Source organism: Rhodococcus sp. UNC363MFTsu5.1 (assembly GCF_000686785.1).
GTDB lineage: Bacteria > Actinomycetota > Actinomycetes > Mycobacteriales > Mycobacteriaceae > Rhodococcus_G > Rhodococcus_G maanshanensis.
Genome location: NZ_JMLO01000006.1, coordinates 193,843 through 210,572, shown reverse-complemented (window position 1 = coordinate 210,572; position 16,730 = coordinate 193,843). Strand labels below are relative to the sequence as shown.

Here is a 16,730-nt window from a genome sequence, read left to right as displayed (position 1 = left end):
CCTGCCAAAATGGGACTGTGGCTAACAATTCGAGCAAGCGATACGTAGATCCAGGCTGGCCGGCACCGGAACTCCAGGATGGCGATCATGCCGTCACGGAGCTCTCGTCGAGCCGCTCCGGTGGGCTGTCCCCGTTCGGGGAGGACACCGAGTTCCCCCTCCCCGTTTCCGAACTGCCCTACACCCACCCGCACACGGTCATCAATCGCTGACCTCGGATATCGAACGTGAAAGGCCCCGCACCTCGTAGGTGCGGGGCCTTTCACGTGAAGGGGGAGTCTCAGCGGGGCAGGAGACCCGAGTTGGCCTTCAGGAAGTCGATGACCTGGGGGTTCAGCTTGGCCTGCTCGTAGAGGGCCTCGATCTGCGGGTCGATCGCGATGCCCTTGGCCTGGACCGCATCGAGTGCGCTGTCGAGGCTGTCGAGCACGTCGGCTGCGCCATCGGTGGTCGGGAGGCTGGTCACGGCGGGCAGCTCGGGTGCGGGAGCCACCTCGGCGGCGGGGGCGGAGCGCGGGGTCGAGCCGCTGGTCAGTCCGAGGCTCGAGGAGCAGGACGGCCATGCGCCCCAACCCTGCGAGGCGAGGACCTTCTCGGCGACCGCGATCTGCTGCTCACGGGTGGCCTGGTTGGCGGTCGCGGCGTACTGGCCACCACCGTGCGCGTTCCAGGTGCTGGGGGAGAACTGCAGTCCACCCTGGTAGCCGTTGCCGGTGTTGATTCCCCAGTTGCCGCCGGCTTCACACTGCGCGAGGCGGTCCCAGTCGGAATCGGGGGCTGCGTTGGCCGGGGCCGCGAAGGCCGCGCCGGCTGCGCCCAACACTGCGCCGGTCACGACGACCTTGGCTGCGTTGCGGCGGGTGTTCGTGGGCTTGCGATGGCGTCCAGTGCTCATGCGGGTTTTCCTCTCCTCACGCGCCTGCGAGGTCAGCTGTCGGGTTCGGGCTGAGAGGTCGCCCGGCCTCGCCGCTCCTGGATGGTGCGGGTCTGGCTTCACCCCAAGAGGAATGCACTTGCGCGCTTTCCTCGGTGTCCACCGGGGACGTGGGTCCCCCGTCCTCGTCCCTGGGTAACTCGTAGGAATCCGGTTCCGCGGGACGAGGTTTGGCGCGGCGGATCGGATCTGGCCGAACTTCTCCGGCCGCAGATGACCGTACGTGGCCGAGGCCGTGTAGTCATCTGTTACCTAAATTTCGATTCTTTCGGCGTTTCGCCCGAAAATCCGAACATATTCGCAGCTCAGATTGGGTCGCCTCGGTCCGAGACCGTCCTGTTACGTTACCGTGATGTGAGGTAGATCACAGTTTCGATCGGGGCTGACCTCGGGCTCCGCGCGGCGTCGCCGCGGGCCCGGGCGCAGCGCGACCAACGTGGCGACGGCGATGACGATGAACATCAGGGGGTACACCGCCGCGAAGAACGGAGCTAGGGCGTCGGAGGTGGGGACCATGAACAGGCCGATCGCCTGCACGCCGTCCGGGAACTCATGGGTCCAGCAGAGCAGCGGCAGCGCGAGTGCCGCGGGCAGGAGCCAGGCGGTCGCGCGTCCGGCGCCGAGCGCGCGGTGCATCGCCAGGACGAGCAGCGGTACGAACCACACCCAGTGATGGCCCCAGGAGAACGGTGAGACCGCCGCGGAGGTCAACCCGCAGAGGGTGGTGGCCAGCAGTGCCTGTCCGCGCTTGTGGGCCAGCCAGGAGGCGCCGAGCCCGAGCGCGGTCAGCGCGGCCGCGCAGAGCGCCCACAGCAGCAGTGGCGGGTCCGCGACGTCCAGCCAGCGGGCCAGCACCCCGGCGGCGGACTGGTTGGCGGGCCACGCGGTCTCGCCGATTCGCGTCGAGTGCAGGATCACCGCGGTCCAGTAGGACCACGAGTCCGAGAAGATCACCACGAACCCGACCACGACGGTCGCGAGGAAACCGGCGATCGCGGTCGCCGCCGCGCGCCATTGCCGGGTGACGAGCAGTTCGACGATGAACAAGCCGGGAGTCAGCTTGATACCGGTCGCGATCCCGACGCCGATGCCGCGCAGCCTGCTGCCCTCGGGGCGTCCGAGATCCCACACGATCAGCAGCATCAGCAGGAGGTTGATCTGGCCCAGCCAGATCGTGGTGCGGACCGGCTCGAGCCAGGTGAAGACGACCGTCATCAGCCCGGTCGCCACGTAGAGCCGCCGGTCCTGCCGGTACCCGAGCTGTCGCCAGCACAGCAGGACGACGAGGTAGAGGATCCCGAAGTTCGCGAGATATCCGAGGATGGTGGTGAGCTCGGCTGACACGGCGTTGAGCGGGGCGAACAGGATTGCGGAGAACGGCGGATAGGTGAACCACATGCCGCCGTGCAGCGCGTGGTCGTAGAGCCCGACGGGGCGCAGTACGGTGGCGCCGCCGCTGCGGTAGACGAGCAGGTCAAGGCCGTTCTGGAACAGGCCCCACAGCGGGTATCCCATCGGAACGACCCGGTCGTGCGCCACGATCACGGCGAGGGCGAGGGCGGCGAGTGAGCCGAGGAACAGTGGGTGGGAGGGGAGCGCGCGCCCCGCGGCCGGGGTGGCGCGGGGCTGCGGCGTCATGCCGGGAAGCTCGTTGACGTCGTGGGCGTCGAACCGACGTCCACGATCTCCTTGCCGAGCGGCATCAGCGAGATCGGGATCATCTTCAGGTTCGCGATGGCGAGCGGGATCCCGATGATCGTGATCGCCATCGCGACGGCGCTCACCACGTGGCCGATGGCGAGCCAGATACCGGCCACGATCAGCCAGATCACGTTGCCGATCAGCGAGCCGATTCCCGACGTCGGCTTGTCGACGACCGTCTTGCCGAAGGGCCACAGCGCGTAGACACCGATCCGGAACGACGCGATCCCGAACGGGATGGTGATGATGAGGATGCAGCAGATGATGCCTGCGACGAAGTAGCCGAGCGCGAGCCAGAGTCCACCGAAGACCAGCCAGATGATGTTGAGCAGGATTCTCATTGGTTTCCCTCTCTTCGAACGCGGCGCCCGGACCGCAGCGCGAAAATGATGCCGAGTACGAACCCGACCGGGCAGGCGAGGGCGATCAGATACAGCGCCAGTCCGGGCTCGTGGCCGGTCGCGGCCACCACGAAGATCGCGACGATGGCGAGCACGCCGACAAAGAAGAACAGGAGCGCGGCACGGAAGAGACCGTTGCCGCGGGGAGAGGATTGGCTGACCACCTTCCAACCGTATCCCCCGCAAACCCCGGTGCCCGGGAGGGGCACGCGGGGGTAGACTCGCTCCATCGCGTCCCGCAAAACGGTGGGGCGCGTTCATTTATGTAGATGAGCAGGTGAACGCAGTGCCTACCGGCAAGGTCAAGTGGTACGACGTTGAAAAGGGCTTCGGCTTCCTCTCCCAGGAAGAGGGGGAGGACGTCTACGTCCGTTCGTCTGCGCTGCCCGACGGTGTCGAGGGACTGAAGGCGGGCCAGCGCGTCGAGTTCGGGATGGCCGCGGGACGTCGTGGTCCGCAGGCGCTGAGCCTGAAGGTGCTCGATCCGGCGCCCTCGATCCGGCAGGGCGGTGGCGCCCGCAAGGACGACGCGGTGCGCAAGCACACGCCCGACGAGCTGCACGGCATGGTCGAGGACATGATCACCCTGCTCGAGGCCAAGGTGCAGCCCGACCTGCGCAAGGGCAAGTACCCGGACCGCAAGACCGCGCAGCGCATCTCCGAGGTCGTGCGCGCCGTCGCCCGCGAGCTCGACAGCTAGCCGCACCCGACAGCAACGCCGAGGGGCACCGTCGCGAGACGGTGCCCCTCGGCGTTGGCGTACCAGATCAGGCGGTCTTGATCGCCCACGTCGCGTGCACCAACGGCAGGCCCTGCTCGTTGACGACGGCCGACGGCTGCTGGATCTCGATGCCGTTGAGCTGCATGCCCTCCGGGGTCTCGACGGTGATCGCGAGGGACTCGCCCGGCGTGTGGTACCGCTCGTCGACGCCAACCCTGCCGTCGTCCAGCTGGTAGACCATCACCACTCGCCACAGCCCGTCGGCGATGTCGCCGGGCAGGGAGATCTGCAGCGGCTTGCCACGGGGGACCTGGAGCTCGGCCACGGGGTTCTCCACGCAGTCCTCCAGGTAGAGGTTGCAGTACTGGGTCGGCTCCACCACGAGGGACTTGCCGCCCGCGAACGCGGTGACCGTCGGCGGCTCCTCGTCGGCGCCCCGCACCAGCGCGGTGACTACGGCCGCGAACCCGGCGAGCGCGATCAGCAGCCCCAGGGTGCCTATGAGGACGATCTTCTTTGTCTTGGTCACGACGTTCGGTTCCCTGCGTTCGCGGAGATCGGTCGAGTGATCTCCTGGTTGGCCACATTCGGGCGTTTGCCACCGAGCCCGGGGAGCAGCGTCGAACCCCGGTAGGTGAGGAAGGTCTGGACCAGGCCGAGCACGAGCAGCACCGACACCACGGAGAAACCGATCCAGTACTCGGTGGGTAGCAGCACGCCGAGCGCCCCGCCGATGACCCAGCTCAGCTGCAGCACCGTCTCCGAGCGGCCGAAGCCGGACGCGATGGACTCCTCGGGCAGGTCGTGTTGCAGCGAGGCGTCCAGCGACACCTTGGCCAGCGCGCTCGCGCCCGACGCGACCAGGGTGGCGAGCGCCGCGGTGAGCAGGCTGTCGGTCAGGGCGGCGATGATCGCGATCGCGGTGACGGCGGCCGTGCAGCGCAGCACGATCACCGAGGGCCTGCCGAGCTTGAGCCGCGCGCCGGTGGCGTTGCCCGCGAAGTTGCCGATCGCGGCCGCGGCGCCGACCAGCGCCAGCATGGCCGCCTGCGCCATCGGCTCGTGCTCGGTGCGGGACTTCGCGACGAACGCGATGTAGAGCGTGAGGAACCCGGTGAGCACCCGGATGGTGCTGTTACCCCAGAGACCCGTGATGACCGCGCGGCCGAGCGGCTGGCGCCGCTTGCCTGCCTTCGCCGCCTCGCCTGCGTCCTTACCGATCGGCTCGGTGCGCGAGTCGTCGCCGTGATAGGTCAGGGTCGCGGGCACTTCCCCCTCCGTGACCTCCACCCACGCCGGGATCCGCATGCTCAGGTACGCGCCGAGCGCGGCGACGGCGGCGGCGAACCACAACGGCCCCGAGGACGATCCCACGATGAGCGCGAGCACGCCCGCCACCGCACCCGCGCCGATGGTGCCGCCGATCAGGCCGAAGACCGTCAGTCGCGAGTTCACCCGGACCAGATCGATCTCCGGCGGCAGCACGCGCGGGGTGACGGCGCTCTTGAGCACCGAGAAGGATTTGCTCAGCACCATCATCGCGAGCGCGGCCGGGTACAGGCCCCAGCTGTCGAAGTTGAAGACCAGCACGACCGCAAGCACCGCGCGCAGCGCGAACGAGGACGCAAGGGCGAGCCGGCGTCCGTGCTGCAACCGGTCGAGCATCGGGCCGATCAGCGGGGCGATGACCGCGAACGGGGCGATGGTGATCAACAGATACAGCGCGACCTTGGTCTTGTCCTCGCCGGTGGCGGCCGAGAAGAACAGCGTGTTCGCCAGCGCGACCGCGATGGTGGCATCGGTGGCGAAGTTGGCCATCACCGCATACGTCAGCGCGGTCAGTCCCGACTTCTCCGCGCCGTCGGCCTTGGCCGCCCGGTGGAAGGTGGCGATGCCCCGGTTGGTCAGCTCGCGGCTGCGCATCGCCGCCACTCGGGTGACGGTGAGCTTGCGGGGGATCGGCGGCGGCTTCGGCGAGGAAGCCTGCCGGGCTTCACCCGAGGAACCCTGCCGGGTGTCACCGACGGGATGCAGCGGGGGCAGCGGCGCGCGGCGGGCCGAGGTCCGGCGTGTAGGCGGATAGTTCTCGAATCCCGGATGGCTCCGGCCCGGTCCGAGGTCGTCGGATGCCCGACTCCCGTCGGGATCGTTGGGCACGCGTGGTCCGGTCACGGGTCAATTCTGTCCTAGATGGGCGACAAAGGACCACACGCCTCGCCCGTCGCGGGTGTCAGGGGACGAAGCGGACCTCGAACATGCGTGGGTAGTACTTGCCCGTGATCAGGAACCGGTCGGTGCCCGGCACTTCCGCGATCCCGTTGAGCACGTCCACAGAGCGGCTCTCCTCGTCGGTCAGCAGGCCCGACGCGTCGATCACCGCGGTGATCCGGCCGGAGTCCGGATCGATCCGCACGATCTGCTGGGTCTGCCACACATTCGCGTAAACCGCTGTGTCACCGACGCATTCGAGTTCGTTCAGCTGATCCTGGGGTTGCCCGTCGAGGGTGACGGCCACGGTGCCGCGCGGTTCGAAGGTGACCGGGTCGCGGAAGGTGAGGGTGTCCGAGCCGTCGCTCATCACGAGGCGGTCCGACTGCGCGCACAGTCCCCAGCCCTCGCCCTCGTACGTCATGCGGGAGCGCTCGGCGAGGGTGTGGCGGTCCCTGGCGATCGCCACGCCGTCGCGCCAGGTGATCTGCCAGACGGTGTCGCCGGAGACGGTGATGCCCTCGCCGAACATCTGCTCTGGCACCGGCACCCGGAGGCGCTCCACGCCGGTCTCCTGCGAGCCTGCCCGCAGCTCCGACCGTCCGGCCAGGCCGGTGCCCTCGAGCAGTTCGCCGTCGGCGATCTCGAGGCCCTGGGTGAAGGCCGTACGGTCGTGTGGGCGCTCGCCCACGACCTCGACGCGAAGTCGCTCGACGCTGTCCGCGTCCGGTTCCGCGCCGGAATTCGTGGCTGCGTTCGCGCAGCCGGCAAGCATCAAGGCGGCCACAGCGGCCGCGATCTGGGGTAGCCGTCGCCCGGTCATCAGACCAGCATTGCAGCCCGTTGCGCCGATGATTTGTCGCGATACGGCAAAATGGGGGTGTGAGTGCCCAATCTGCCCCCGAGCTTGCCCCCGTGCGCCCCGTCCTGGCCGATGCCGTGGACCTGGCCCGTCAGGCGTTGATCGACCTCGGCGAGGGGGATGTCGGTGCACACCTTGGCGTCACCTCCGAGGGCGAGTGCGCCGCGACCCATCGGTTCGCCGCGCAGTTGCCCGGTTACCGCGGCTGGCAGTGGGCAGTGGTGCTCGCGGCCGACCCGGAGTCCGACCGCGCGACCGTCAGCGAGCTGGCCCTGCTGCCCGGTCCGGACGCGCTGACCGCGCCCGACTGGCTTCCGTGGGATGAGCGGATCCGCCCCGGCGATCTCTCCCCTGGCGACCTGCTGGCCCCGCTGCCAGGGGATCCCCGGCTGGTGCCCGGATACGTGGCGACCGGCGACCCGGTGGTCGACGAGGTTGCGCTCGAGGTCGGGCTGGGCCGCAAGCAGGTCATGAGTCTCGAGGGCAGGCTGGACGCCGCGGAGCGTTGGCGCGAGGGCGACTACGGTCCTGACTCCGAGATGGCCAAGGCCGCGCCGTCCACCTGCGAGCTGTGCGGGTTCTACCTGCCGCTGGCCGGATCGCTGCGGGTGGCGTTCGGGGTGTGCGGCAACGAGATGGCCGCCGACGGCCACGTCGTGTACGCGCAGTACGGCTGCGGCGCGCACTCGGACACCACGCTGCCCACCGGCGCGGGTAGCCCGCAGTTCGACGCCTTCGACGACGGCGCGGTGGAAGTGGTCGCGTTGCCGGAACCGAAGGCGGAGGCCCCCGCAGTCGAGGCGCCCGCGGACGAGGCTCCGGCAGTCGAGGCTCCCGCGGACGAGGCCTCGGCAGGCGAGGCTCCGGCAGTCGAGGCAGCCGCGGACGAGGTTCCCGCCGACGAGGCACCGACCTCCGACGCCGCCGGGGAACCGGCATCGACGGACTGACGGTCGCCGACCCCTTCGGCGCCGATGCGCTGAGGGAATCGACGCTGCTCGCTTGGCGTTCCTCGCCGACCAGGCTCCGCGAGGACGCCGCGACCGAGGCCGACCTCGCGGCTGCTGGATACCGTGACCGATTGCTGACCGAGCTGGCCCAGAACGCCGCGGACGCCGCCGCCCGAGCCGGGGTCCCCGGCGCGATGCGGATCCGGCTCGACGGCACCCGACTGCACGTCGCGAACACCGGCGCCCCCCTCGATCAGGCGGGGGTCCAGGCACTGTCGGCGCTACGGGTCTCGGGTAAGGGCACCGACGGCGGTCCGGTGGTCGGCCGGTTCGGCGTCGGATTCACCGCCGTGCTGTCGGTGAGCGACGAGATCGAGTTGAGGTCGACCACCGGTTCGATCGCCTTCTCCGCGGAGCGGACCCGCGACGAACTCCACGCCGCCGGGTTGGACGAACCCGAGCGAGGCGTGCCCGTCCTGCGGCTGGTGTGGGCCACCGACACGGCGCCAGCGCCCGGTTTCGACTCGGAGGTGGTGCTGGCGCTGCGGCCGGGCGTCGACGGGGACGAGCTGCTGCGGCAACTGGCAGACGACGCCCCGGTCCTGCTGCTGGAGCTGCCCGCGCTGACGTCGATCGAGCTCGCCGACCGGACCTTCACCCGATCCGAGCGGCCGCTCGCCGACGGGCTGACCGAGCTCCGTGTCGGGGTCACTCCGCAGGCTCCGCTCGCGCGGGACGGCGAGCACACCTGGTGGCAGTACTCGACAGGGCCGTCCGCTCGCTGGGCGGTGCCGGTCGGCGACGGACGGGTCCGTCCGGTCTCTGCCGACGTGCTGCGCGCGCCGACCCGGTCGGACGAGGAGCTGTCGCTGCCCGCGATCCTGATCGCCGACGCGGCGCTGCAGCCCGACCGCAGGCGGCTGATGCCCGGCGCCGCCCTCGAGCACCTGGCCGACGGATACGCCGGTTTCGTTGCGGCGCTTCCGGAGTCGCAGCGACTGCGACTGGTGCCGCTGCCCGGGTTCGCGCGTGGCGAGGTGGATGCGGTGCTGCGCGAGGCGGTACTGAGAGAGCTGGCCGGCAACGCCTGGCTCCCGGGCGCCGACGGGCGGGACCTGGTGCCGGGATCCGCGGTGGTGCTGCCAGGGCTGACGGCGGAACTCGCCGAACTGCTGCTGGAGGTGATCCCCGGGCTGCTCGGTCCCGGGCTGTCCACCGAGCGCGAGGCCCAGGCGCTGTCCGCGGTCGGGGTGCACCGCATCGGGCTGGCACACCTGGCCGAGCTGCTCGCCGGAATCCATCGCGAACCGCTCTGGTGGGGGCGGCTTTACGCGGCGCTGGAGCCGCTGGTCGTGGATTCGGTTGCCGCGGAAGAGCTGGCCGCGATCCCGGTGCCGCTGACGGACGGTCGCACGGTGACGGGCCCGAGAACCGTCGTGCTCGGCCACGACCTCGGGGGCGTCGGAGCCGGTGTCGACGCACACGGGGTCCATTGGATCCGGCTGGTGCATCCTGATGCCGCACACCGACTGCTCGGCCGGCTCGGTGCGGGCAGCGCGTCCGCGCTCGACGTCCTCGCCGACCCCGCACTGCGGTCTGCGATCGAGGACGTGGATCTCGACGATCCCACCGCCGCAAGCGAACTCGCGGATCCGGTGCTGTCGTTGGCTGCCGTCGCCGCCGCGGCGGGGGACCTGCCCGGCTGGCTCGGTCAGTTACCCCTGCCGGATGCGGACGGAACGCTGCGCGCCGCGGACGAGTTACTGCTGCCGGGCGCGCCGCTCGCCCGTGTGCTCGCGGCGGACTCTCCGTTCGGGACCGTGTCATCGGCGTTGGTCGAGCGGTTCGGCGAGGCCGCGCTGCGCGGTGTCGGTGTCGGCTGGGGGTTCACGGTGCTTCGGGCGGATCTGCCGACCGGGCCCGAGCAGGACCTCGATGACGAGGACGCCTGGTGGTCGACCCTCGAGGAGGACCCGGAGGTGCTGCTCGCCGTCCGTGACCTCGACCTGGTGGATTCCGGCGCCTGGCCGGACGCACTCGGCCTGCTGGCCGGGGAGCCCGCGACCGCGGCGCTGCTCTCGGACCGGCTCGGGTACACCGCCTGGTGGTTGCGCAGGCATGCGTGCCTTGGCGGGGTCCGGCTGGGGGCGCTGCGCCTGGCCGACGATCGCACCTTCGAGGGGTTGCTCGAGGTGCTCGAGCACCCGGACGCCGCGGCGCTGTCGGGGGTCGTGGCCGCCGACCGGGTCGACGGGGTGGAGATGGCCGAACTGCTGCTGGACCGGCTCGCCGACCCAGACCGGGACCCGGGCCCCGCTGTGGTGGCGCGTACGCACCGGTTGCTGGCGGAGGCGACCGCAGCGGGGATCCTCGACCTGGATGAGCTCTCGCCGCCCGCGGCGGTCAGGACGCTGTCCGGGCAGCTGGCCGACCCGGCTGAGGCCGTCGTGCTCGACCGGCCCTGGCTGGCGGCGGCCGTGCCCGCGGAGCTACTGGTGGTCGGTGACCTGCCGAGCGCGGCCGGGCTGGCCGAGTTGCTCGACCTGCCGCACGCGTCGCAGGCGATCCGCGGAGAGGTGCTCGGCGCGGGCCGCCGTGTCAGCGCATGGGACCGAGAGCCGGCCGCGGTGCTCGCCCACGTCGCGCTCGGACTGCCGCTGCCCGAGGGCACCCTGGTGGTGCACGACCGCCTGACCGTTCGGCTGAGCGGGGCGGTGCGGGGCGACATCGACCTGCCGTGGTGGGTGGACGAGGACGGGCGCACGCACTGCACGGAGCGCGGGTTGTTGGCCGGAGCGGAGCCTGCGGAGCGACAGTGTCCCGGAGCGGAGCCTGCGGAGCGACCGCTACCCGGAGCGGAGCCTGCGGAGCGACATGCAGATTGACCAGTCCGTGCTCGATTCCGTCGTCGGGATCCGCACGCCATGGCTCACCGACGTCGTCGTGGTGATCACGAATCTCGGTGGCACGGTGGCCTCCTTGGTGGTCACCACGGTGATCGTGCTCGCGCTGCTGGCGCGGGGGCATCGGGCGGAGGCGCTGCTGGTCGGCGGCGCGATGTTCACCGGCCAGTTGGTGATGTCCCTGCTCAAGCTCGCGTTCGGCCGGGCGCGGCCGCCGGAGCCCGAACGGCTGGTGGTCGAGGTCACCCACTCGTTCCCGTCCGGGCACGCGATGATGTCGTCGATCCTGGTGTGCGTCGTCGGGGCGGTGATCGTGCGGCTCGCGGGGCCGCGCTGGCGTAACCCCGCGGTGTTCGCTGGGCTGGCCCTGTGGACGCTCGCGATCGGGCTCTCCCGGGTCTACCTCGGCGCGCACTGGCTCACCGACGTGATCGCGGGCTGGCTCTTCGGCGCCGCATGGGCGGGCCTGTGGATCTGGGCGATTGTTAAATCTTCGCGAAACCCTGCACTGGAGCGCCGTCTTCCCTAAGGTGACCGCTTTGGACGATCGTCCAGCTTTGCGGTCACGAGAAGAGGTCACACCATGGCGGCAGCGGCCACCCCTGGCGGTCCCGACCAGCCCACGCGTCGGATACATCTCAACCGTGGGGTGCTCGCCGCGATCGTGATCGCACCGCTGGCGCTCATCGGCTTCTACATGTGGGCGTTGTGGAACCCCGGTGACACCCTCGACCGGCTGCCCGTCGCGATCGTCAACAACGACGCGGGCGCGGACATGGACGGCACCCGGCTCGAGGCGGGCAAGGACGTGGCCGCGTCGCTGATCGAGAGCGGCGATGTCGCCTGGCGGGAGGTCGACCTGGAGCGGGCCACCGCGGGCGTCGAGGACGGGGAGTACTACTTCTCGCTGGTGATCCCGCAGGACTTCAGCGCGGACATCGCCAGTGCCGGATCGGACAAGCCGCAGAAGGCGCGGCTCGAGGTCGTCTACAACGACCACAACAGCCTGGTCGCGACGCCGGTCGGCGAGGGCCTGATGGCGCAGGTGCGTTCCGCGGTCTCCGAGTCGATCGGCGAGCAGTCGGTCGACCAGGTGCTCGTCGGGCTCGGCGACGTCGGCAAGGGGCTGGAGGAGGCCGCGTCCGGCGCTCGCCAGCTCTCGGCCGGTACCGGGGAGGCGCTGTCGGGCACCACCCAGCTCGCCGACGGCAGTGTCGAGCTCTCCTCGGGCCTGAGCGAGGCGCACGCGGGCAGTGGGGAACTCTCCTCGGGAGCCTCGGAACTGGCCGCGGGCGCCGATGAGGCCGCGGCAGGGGCGACCGAACTGAAGAACGGCCTCGGACAGCTGGTCTCGGGCACCGACGAGCTGGGCGCGGGAGCCAAGCAGATCAGCGAGGTGATCGACACGGTGGTCGGTCCGCTCGTCGACACGATGGTCGCCGCCGGGCTCCCGACCGGCGACGAGGACGTGGCGGGCCAGCTCAAGCAGCTGCGAGAGGGCGCACGCGAGCTCGCGTTCCAGCTCTCCGACCCGTCGGCGGACTACCGGGGCGGCCTTCAGTCCGCGGCCGCGGGCGCGGGCGAGTTGTCGGGCGGGCTCGGCCAACTGGCCGACGGCGCGCACCAGCTCGATGCGGGCGCGGCGGAGCTGAACTCCGGGCTCGGGCAGCTCGACGCGGGCGGCGTGCAGTTGCGAGACGGCCTCGGTGAGCTCGAGGTCGGCGTCGGACAGCTCGACGACGGCAGCGCGGAGCTCGCCAAGGGTCTGGCCGACGGCGCGGCGCAGGTGCCGTCGTTCACGCCGGACGAGCGCAAGGCCACGGCCGCGATGCTCGCATCACCGGTGAACCTGAGCCCGCAGAATCTCAACGTGGCGGCCGGCTTCGGTCCCGGCGCGGTGCCGGTGGTCATGTCCGTGGCGTTGTTCCTGCTCGGGATCCTCATCTGGTTCGTGATCAGGCCGATCAGGCGCGACGGGCTCCGCCGCTACCGGGTGCCGGCCGCGATCATGGCAGGCGGCGTCGTGCTGGCCTCGATCGCCGCGATCACCGTGGCCGGCGCGGAGCCGCCGAGCGTGGTGATGATGGTCGCGGTGATGCTGGTGATCGGCGCGGCGGCGCTCGCGCTCGGCCGGATGTTCACCGTGGTCTTCGGCGCCGTCAACGGCACCTTCATCGCCCTTGGTCTGCTGATGGTCCAGCTGTTCTCGTTCGGTGGCGTGTTCCCGATCGAGCAGATGCCGCAGCCGTTCCGGTGGCTGCAGGCGCTGATGCCGCTCACCTACGCGAGGAACGCCCTCCGGATGACGCTCAGCGGCTACTACGGTCCGAGGTTCTGGTTCGCGGTCGTGGTGCTGCTGGCGCTGGTGGCCGCGGCCGTGGCGGTGACGCTCTGGTGGCGGCGGCGAACGGAGGTTCCCGCCGTGGGTGAGGAGTATCACGACGAGTACGTCGAGCTGGAGGAGTACGAGGCCGGGGACGACCCGACGATGGAGCCGAGCCGGGTCTAGGCCCGGTCAGCGCAGGCCGCGCTGCGCGCCCCTGCTGCCGCGGCGCGCGGCGGCGCGCTGCACGAGGAACAGGGCGAATCCGAGTGCACCGACGGCCAATCCGGCCAGACAGATCGGCAGCGCCTCGCGCCAACGGTCGCCCGCGGCGAGCACAACCGCGGTCGTGACCAGCCAGGCGAGTGTGCCGATCGTCACCACGGGACGCGGATCGGTGAGCCTGCGCGGGATCAGCGGGTCATCGCGGGTCTCGGTCACATAATTAAGCTACCCGTTCCGCTTTGCCCTAACCTCCCAGGTGCGACGCGCACCTTCGGCGATTGGGACATTGGACGCTATGGCTGGAACCTCGAGGCTCCTGGACAACTACTTCAAGATCACGGAACGTGGTTCCACGGTCAGCAACGAAGTCCGTGGCGGACTGGTCACCTTCGTGGCGATGGCGTACATCGTCGTGCTCAACCCGCTGATCCTCGGTAGCTTCTCACCCGACGACGCGGCCGCGAAGACGGACGTGCTCGGCAACATCCTGCCGATCACCCAGGTGGCGGCGGTGACGGCGCTCGTCGCGGGCGTGATGAGCATCGCGTTCGGCATCATCGCGAACTACCCGTTCGGCATCGCCGCGGGCCTCGGCATCAACGCGCTGCTCGCTGTGACGATCGCGCCGCAGGTCACCTGGCCGGAGGCGATGGGCCTGGTGGTGATCGACGGCATCATCATCGTGGTGCTGGCGATCTCGGGCTTCCGGACCGCGGTGTTCAACGCGGTGCCCGACGCGCTCAAATCGGCCATCGTCGCGGGCATCGGCATGTTCATCGCGTTCATCGGATTCGTCGACGCCGGCTTCGTCCGTCGCATCCCGGATGATGCGGGCACCAGCGTTCCCGTCGGGTTGGGTATCAGCGGGTCCATCTCCACCTGGCCGACGGTCATCTTCGTCTTCGGTGTGCTGCTGATGGGAATCCTGGTGGCGCGCAAGGTCCGCGGCGGCCTGCTCATCGGCATCGTGGTGACGACGGTGCTGGCCGCGATCATCGAGGCGATCTGGCATGTCGGCCCCTCGAAGGGTGTGAACCCGAGCGGCTGGAACCTCAGCGTTCCCGCGATGCCGGACGTGCTCGCGCAGATGCCGGACCTGAGCCTGGTCGGCGACGTCAACCTCTTCGGCGCGTTCACCCGGATCGGCGTGCTGGCCGCCAGCCTGTTGGTCTTCACCCTGGTGCTCGCCAACTTCTTCGACGCGATGGGCACCATGACGGGCCTCGGCAAGGAGGCCGGACTCACCGACGAGCACGGCAACCTGCCGGGGATCGGGAAGGCCTTCGTCGTGGAGGGCGCAGGCGCGATCGTCGGCGGCGGCGCGTCGGCGTCCTCGAACACGGTCTTCGTCGAATCCGCCTCGGGTATCGCGGAGGGTGCCCGCACCGGGCTGGCGAACGTGGTCACCGGACTGCTGTTCCTCGCCGCGATGTTCCTGACCCCGCTGTATTCCGTTGTGCCGATCGAGGCCGCAGCGCCTGCCCTCGTGATCGTCGGCGCGCTGATGATCGGTCAGGTCCGCGACATCGATTTCACCAAGTTCGACATCGCGCTGCCCGCCTTCCTGACCATCGTCGTGATGCCGTTCACCTACTCGATCGCGAACGGCATCGGCGTCGGCTTCATCGCCTGGGTCGTGATCGGTGCGTTCAGCGGCAAGATCAAGCAGATCCACCCGCTGTTGTGGGTGGTCGCGGGCCTGTTCGTGGCCTATTTCGCAGTCGGGCCCATCACGGATGCGATTACCTGAACCGCTTGTCAGGTAGTGCCGTATCCTCCGGAGGGTGACATTGGATACTCGCACTCTGGCCAGTGATCTCTCGTTGGCCGTCGTGCGCCTGACGCGGCATCTCCGCGGGCGGCGCACGGATTCTCAGGTGTCGTTGACGCAGCTGTCCGCGCTCGCAAGCCTCTCCGCGGACGGGCCGATGACGCCGGGTGCGCTGGCGGCGAAGGAGCGGGTGCAGCCGCCGTCGATGACCCGGGTCATCGCCTCCCTCGCGGACCTCGGCATGGTCGTGCGGACACCGCACCCCACCGACGGCCGTCAGATCATCGTGTCCCTCTCGGACTCCGGTCAGGCGCTGGTGACGGACGAGACCAGCGCGAGGGAGAAGTGGATGAACGAGCGGTTGGCGGCGCTCGACGAGTCGCAGATCGCCGTGTTGCGCGAGTCCGTCGAGATCATCTCTTCGATGGTCAGCGAGTCCGAGTAGCGCTGTCGGTCGCTCCGCAGGCTCCGCTCCTGCTTTCGGTCGCTCCGACCTAGAAGTGCCAGCCGGCGAACGGTTCCCGGTCGGCGCGGAAGGCCAGGTCCAGTCGGTCAAGGACCGCCTGGTCGCTGGTCCACAGCCGCCCGGCCCTAGCGAACGAGCGCGCGCGGTGGCCGCCGAGGTACAGGCTGCCGAGTACGTCGAGATCGAGTCGGGCCTGCGGGGGAGCATCGGTTCTGGTGACCGTGGCCCTGCCGTCGACCACGCGCAGTGAGAAGGTGCCGCCCGCGTCGAGGAACGGGTCGTTGACCTCGAGGGTCACGTCCAGGTCGACGGCGAAGGTGCGCGCGGTCAGTGCGGCCGGCACGTCCATGATCCGCACCCAGACGGCGTCGTCTCGTGAGGTCACCCGCGGCAGCCGCGCGTCGGTGAGCAGCCAGGGCAGCGGGTCGTCCGCGGCCTGATCGACCCGGATCTCGCGCATCAGGTCCATGCCTGCGAGCACCCGCCACAGCGCCGCGTACGACTCGTCGGTCGCGGCGACGAGGTCGTCGACCACAGCGACCATCCCGTCCTGGGTGTGCTTGCGGCGGTAGGCCGCGTAACCGTCCGCGTGCACCAGGTAGAACAGGGCGGAGGCGTCGTCGCGGCGGTGCTCGAGGTCGGCGAACATCCGGTCCCAGTAGACCTGCGGCCGGGCCAGGGCCCCCGGTGTACGCGCCTGCCAGCGGTCGTAGATTCCCGGCAGCGCCGGGCGGGCCGCGGCGGGCGGCACCAGGGCCACCCCGCCAGGATCCGCTGCGGTGTCACGGATTCGGGCCGAGCGCCGGTCGACGGAGACCGCGAGCTCGCTGGTCGCCGGACCGTAGCCGAAGCGGCCGTAGATGGTGGCCTCGGTGGCGGTGAGGATCGACAACGGTGCCCCCGCCGCGACGAACCGGCGGTGCTGCTCGGTGAACAGTGCGCGCAGGATGCCGCGCCTTCGGTGAGTCGGCGCGACAGAGACCCAGGAAACCCCCGGCAGATCCAACTGGGTGCCGCCGGGGACGGTGATCCGCATCGCGAAGTGCATGACCACCGCGACGGGCCGGTCGTCGTCGGTGGCGAGGATGACGTCCTCCGTCCTGGCGAACCGCCGGGTGAAGGCCATGTCCTCGGCGGTGGGATGGAAACCGAACGCGTGCGCATCGAGCAGCGCGACCGCGTCCCAGTCCGTCTCCGTTGCCGTCCTGATCGCGATCGTAGAGTCGGTCATCCTTCGAGGGTGGCACAGATTTGTGGGTGGCACC

General features: G+C 70.1%; 17 protein-coding genes and 1 riboswitch. Of the genes, 8 read left to right on the top strand and 9 right to left on the bottom strand.

Annotation, left to right across the window (positions count from 1 at the left end; translation table 11 throughout):
* The first annotated feature begins 17 nt into the window (after positions 1 to 17).
* Entirely contained in the window at positions 18 to 212 is a 195-nt protein-coding gene (locus BR31_RS32160; protein WP_072751546.1) for a hypothetical protein, read from the top strand.
* Positions 213 to 280: 68 nt separating this feature from the next.
* On the opposite strand, the gene BR31_RS0110805 is transcribed toward BR31_RS32160, so the two are convergent.
* The 4 genes from BR31_RS0110805 to BR31_RS0110790 form a co-directional block, all read right to left on the bottom strand.
* On the bottom strand, positions 281 to 895 hold the full coding sequence (locus BR31_RS0110805; protein WP_027500974.1) for a transglycosylase family protein: 615 nt from the start codon (positions 893 to 895) through the stop codon (positions 281 to 283).
* A 5-nt stretch (positions 896 to 900) separates the two neighbouring features.
* Positions 901 to 1,105: riboswitch (cyclic di-AMP (ydaO/yuaA leader) on the bottom strand.
* Between the two features lie 168 nt (positions 1,106 to 1,273).
* A complete protein-coding gene (locus BR31_RS28225; protein WP_051637288.1) occupies positions 1,274 to 2,572 on the bottom strand; it encodes a glycosyltransferase 87 family protein in 1,299 nt (432 codons plus the stop codon).
* Positions 2,569 to 2,976, bottom strand: coding sequence for a YccF domain-containing protein (locus BR31_RS0110795; RefSeq protein WP_027500973.1), 408 nt, complete (start codon positions 2,974 to 2,976; stop codon positions 2,569 to 2,571). Before BR31_RS0110795 ends, BR31_RS28225 begins: the two co-directional genes overlap by 4 nt.
* Positions 2,973 to 3,200 (bottom strand): hypothetical protein, encoded by a 228-nt coding sequence (locus tag BR31_RS0110790; protein WP_027500972.1) that lies wholly within the window; start codon positions 3,198 to 3,200, stop codon positions 2,973 to 2,975. Before BR31_RS0110790 ends, BR31_RS0110795 begins: the two co-directional genes overlap by 4 nt.
* A 122-nt stretch (positions 3,201 to 3,322) precedes the next feature.
* Here BR31_RS0110790 and BR31_RS0110785 point away from each other — a divergent pair, with 122 nt between their 5' ends.
* Entirely contained in the window at positions 3,323 to 3,736 is a 414-nt protein-coding gene (locus tag BR31_RS0110785; protein ID WP_027500971.1) for a cold-shock protein, read from the top strand.
* 67 nt (positions 3,737 to 3,803) lie between these two features.
* Here the strand turns inward: BR31_RS0110785 and BR31_RS0110780 are convergent, their stop codons facing one another.
* The 3 genes from BR31_RS0110780 to BR31_RS0110770 are packed head-to-tail and all read right to left on the bottom strand — an operon-like array spanning position 3,804 to position 6,788.
* Positions 3,804 to 4,286, bottom strand: coding sequence for a DUF2771 domain-containing protein (locus BR31_RS0110780; RefSeq protein ID WP_027500970.1), 483 nt, complete (start codon positions 4,284 to 4,286; stop codon positions 3,804 to 3,806).
* Positions 4,283 to 5,929 (bottom strand): MFS transporter, encoded by a 1,647-nt coding sequence (locus BR31_RS0110775; protein ID WP_027500969.1) that lies wholly within the window; start codon positions 5,927 to 5,929, stop codon positions 4,283 to 4,285. Before BR31_RS0110775 ends, BR31_RS0110780 begins: the two co-directional genes overlap by 4 nt.
* A 58-nt stretch (positions 5,930 to 5,987) precedes the next feature.
* A complete protein-coding gene (locus BR31_RS0110770) occupies positions 5,988 to 6,788 on the bottom strand; it encodes a glutaminyl-peptide cyclotransferase (RefSeq protein ID WP_027500968.1) in 801 nt (266 codons plus the stop codon).
* Positions 6,789 to 6,880: 92 nt separating this feature from the next.
* Here BR31_RS0110770 and BR31_RS28220 point away from each other — a divergent pair, with 92 nt between their 5' ends.
* The 4 genes from BR31_RS28220 to BR31_RS28210 are packed head-to-tail and all read left to right on the top strand — an operon-like array spanning position 6,881 to position 13,189.
* Positions 6,881 to 7,777 (top strand): DUF3027 domain-containing protein, encoded by an 897-nt coding sequence (locus tag BR31_RS28220; protein WP_197023592.1) that lies wholly within the window; start codon positions 6,881 to 6,883, stop codon positions 7,775 to 7,777.
* A gap of 29 nt (positions 7,778 to 7,806) precedes the next feature.
* On the top strand, positions 7,807 to 10,662 hold the full coding sequence (locus tag BR31_RS28215) for a sacsin N-terminal ATP-binding-like domain-containing protein (protein ID WP_442970208.1): 2,856 nt from the start codon (positions 7,807 to 7,809) through the stop codon (positions 10,660 to 10,662).
* Positions 10,652 to 11,209 (top strand): phosphatase PAP2 family protein, encoded by a 558-nt coding sequence (locus BR31_RS0110755; RefSeq protein WP_027500967.1) that lies wholly within the window; start codon positions 10,652 to 10,654, stop codon positions 11,207 to 11,209. Before BR31_RS28215 ends, BR31_RS0110755 begins: the two co-directional genes overlap by 11 nt.
* Positions 11,210 to 11,263: 54 nt before the next feature.
* A complete protein-coding gene (locus BR31_RS28210; protein ID WP_051637287.1) occupies positions 11,264 to 13,189 on the top strand; it encodes a YhgE/Pip family protein in 1,926 nt (641 codons plus the stop codon).
* 6 nt (positions 13,190 to 13,195) lie between these two features.
* On the opposite strand, the gene BR31_RS0110745 is transcribed toward BR31_RS28210, so the two are convergent.
* Positions 13,196 to 13,444 carry a DUF2530 domain-containing protein gene (locus tag BR31_RS0110745; protein WP_027500966.1) on the bottom strand — a complete coding sequence of 83 codons (249 nt, stop codon included), beginning with the start codon at positions 13,442 to 13,444 and terminating at the stop codon, positions 13,196 to 13,198.
* A 79-nt stretch (positions 13,445 to 13,523) separates the two neighbouring features.
* Here BR31_RS0110745 and BR31_RS0110740 point away from each other — a divergent pair, with 79 nt between their 5' ends.
* Both BR31_RS0110740 and BR31_RS0110735 read left to right on the top strand, forming a co-directional pair.
* Positions 13,524 to 14,978: an NCS2 family permease gene (locus tag BR31_RS0110740; RefSeq protein WP_027500965.1), complete on the top strand. Its 1,455-nt coding sequence runs from the start codon at positions 13,524 to 13,526 to the stop codon at positions 14,976 to 14,978.
* Between the two features lie 34 nt (positions 14,979 to 15,012).
* On the top strand, positions 15,013 to 15,444 hold the full coding sequence (locus BR31_RS0110735) for an Rv0880 family HTH-type transcriptional regulator (RefSeq protein WP_027500964.1): 432 nt from the start codon (positions 15,013 to 15,015) through the stop codon (positions 15,442 to 15,444).
* Between the two features lie 49 nt (positions 15,445 to 15,493).
* Here BR31_RS0110735 and BR31_RS0110730 read toward each other — a convergent pair whose 3' ends face one another.
* Positions 15,494 to 16,696 (bottom strand): GNAT family N-acetyltransferase, encoded by a 1,203-nt coding sequence (locus tag BR31_RS0110730; protein WP_027500963.1) that lies wholly within the window; start codon positions 16,694 to 16,696, stop codon positions 15,494 to 15,496.
* Positions 16,697 to 16,730: the final 34 nt, after the last annotated feature.

Excerpts from the sequence above, each read along its gene's own strand:
- BR31_RS28210 (WP_051637287.1), top strand. The coding sequence starts at position 11,264 with ATGGCGGCAGCGGCCACCCCTGGCGGTCCCGACCAGCCCACGCGTCGG.
- BR31_RS28225 (WP_051637288.1), bottom strand. The coding sequence starts at position 2,572 with ATGACGCCGCAGCCCCGCGCCACCCCGGCCGCGGGGCGCGCGCTCCCC.
- BR31_RS0110805 (WP_027500974.1), bottom strand. The coding sequence starts at position 895 with ATGAGCACTGGACGCCATCGCAAGCCCACGAACACCCGCCGCAACGCA.
- BR31_RS0110755 (WP_027500967.1), top strand. The coding sequence starts at position 10,652 with ATGCAGATTGACCAGTCCGTGCTCGATTCCGTCGTCGGGATCCGCACG.
- BR31_RS0110740 (WP_027500965.1), top strand. The coding sequence starts at position 13,524 with ATGGCTGGAACCTCGAGGCTCCTGGACAACTACTTCAAGATCACGGAA.
- BR31_RS0110730 (WP_027500963.1), bottom strand. The coding sequence starts at position 16,696 with ATGACCGACTCTACGATCGCGATCAGGACGGCAACGGAGACGGACTGG.
- BR31_RS0110795 (WP_027500973.1), bottom strand. The coding sequence starts at position 2,976 with ATGAGAATCCTGCTCAACATCATCTGGCTGGTCTTCGGTGGACTCTGG.
- BR31_RS0110770 (WP_027500968.1), bottom strand. The coding sequence starts at position 6,788 with ATGACCGGGCGACGGCTACCCCAGATCGCGGCCGCTGTGGCCGCCTTG.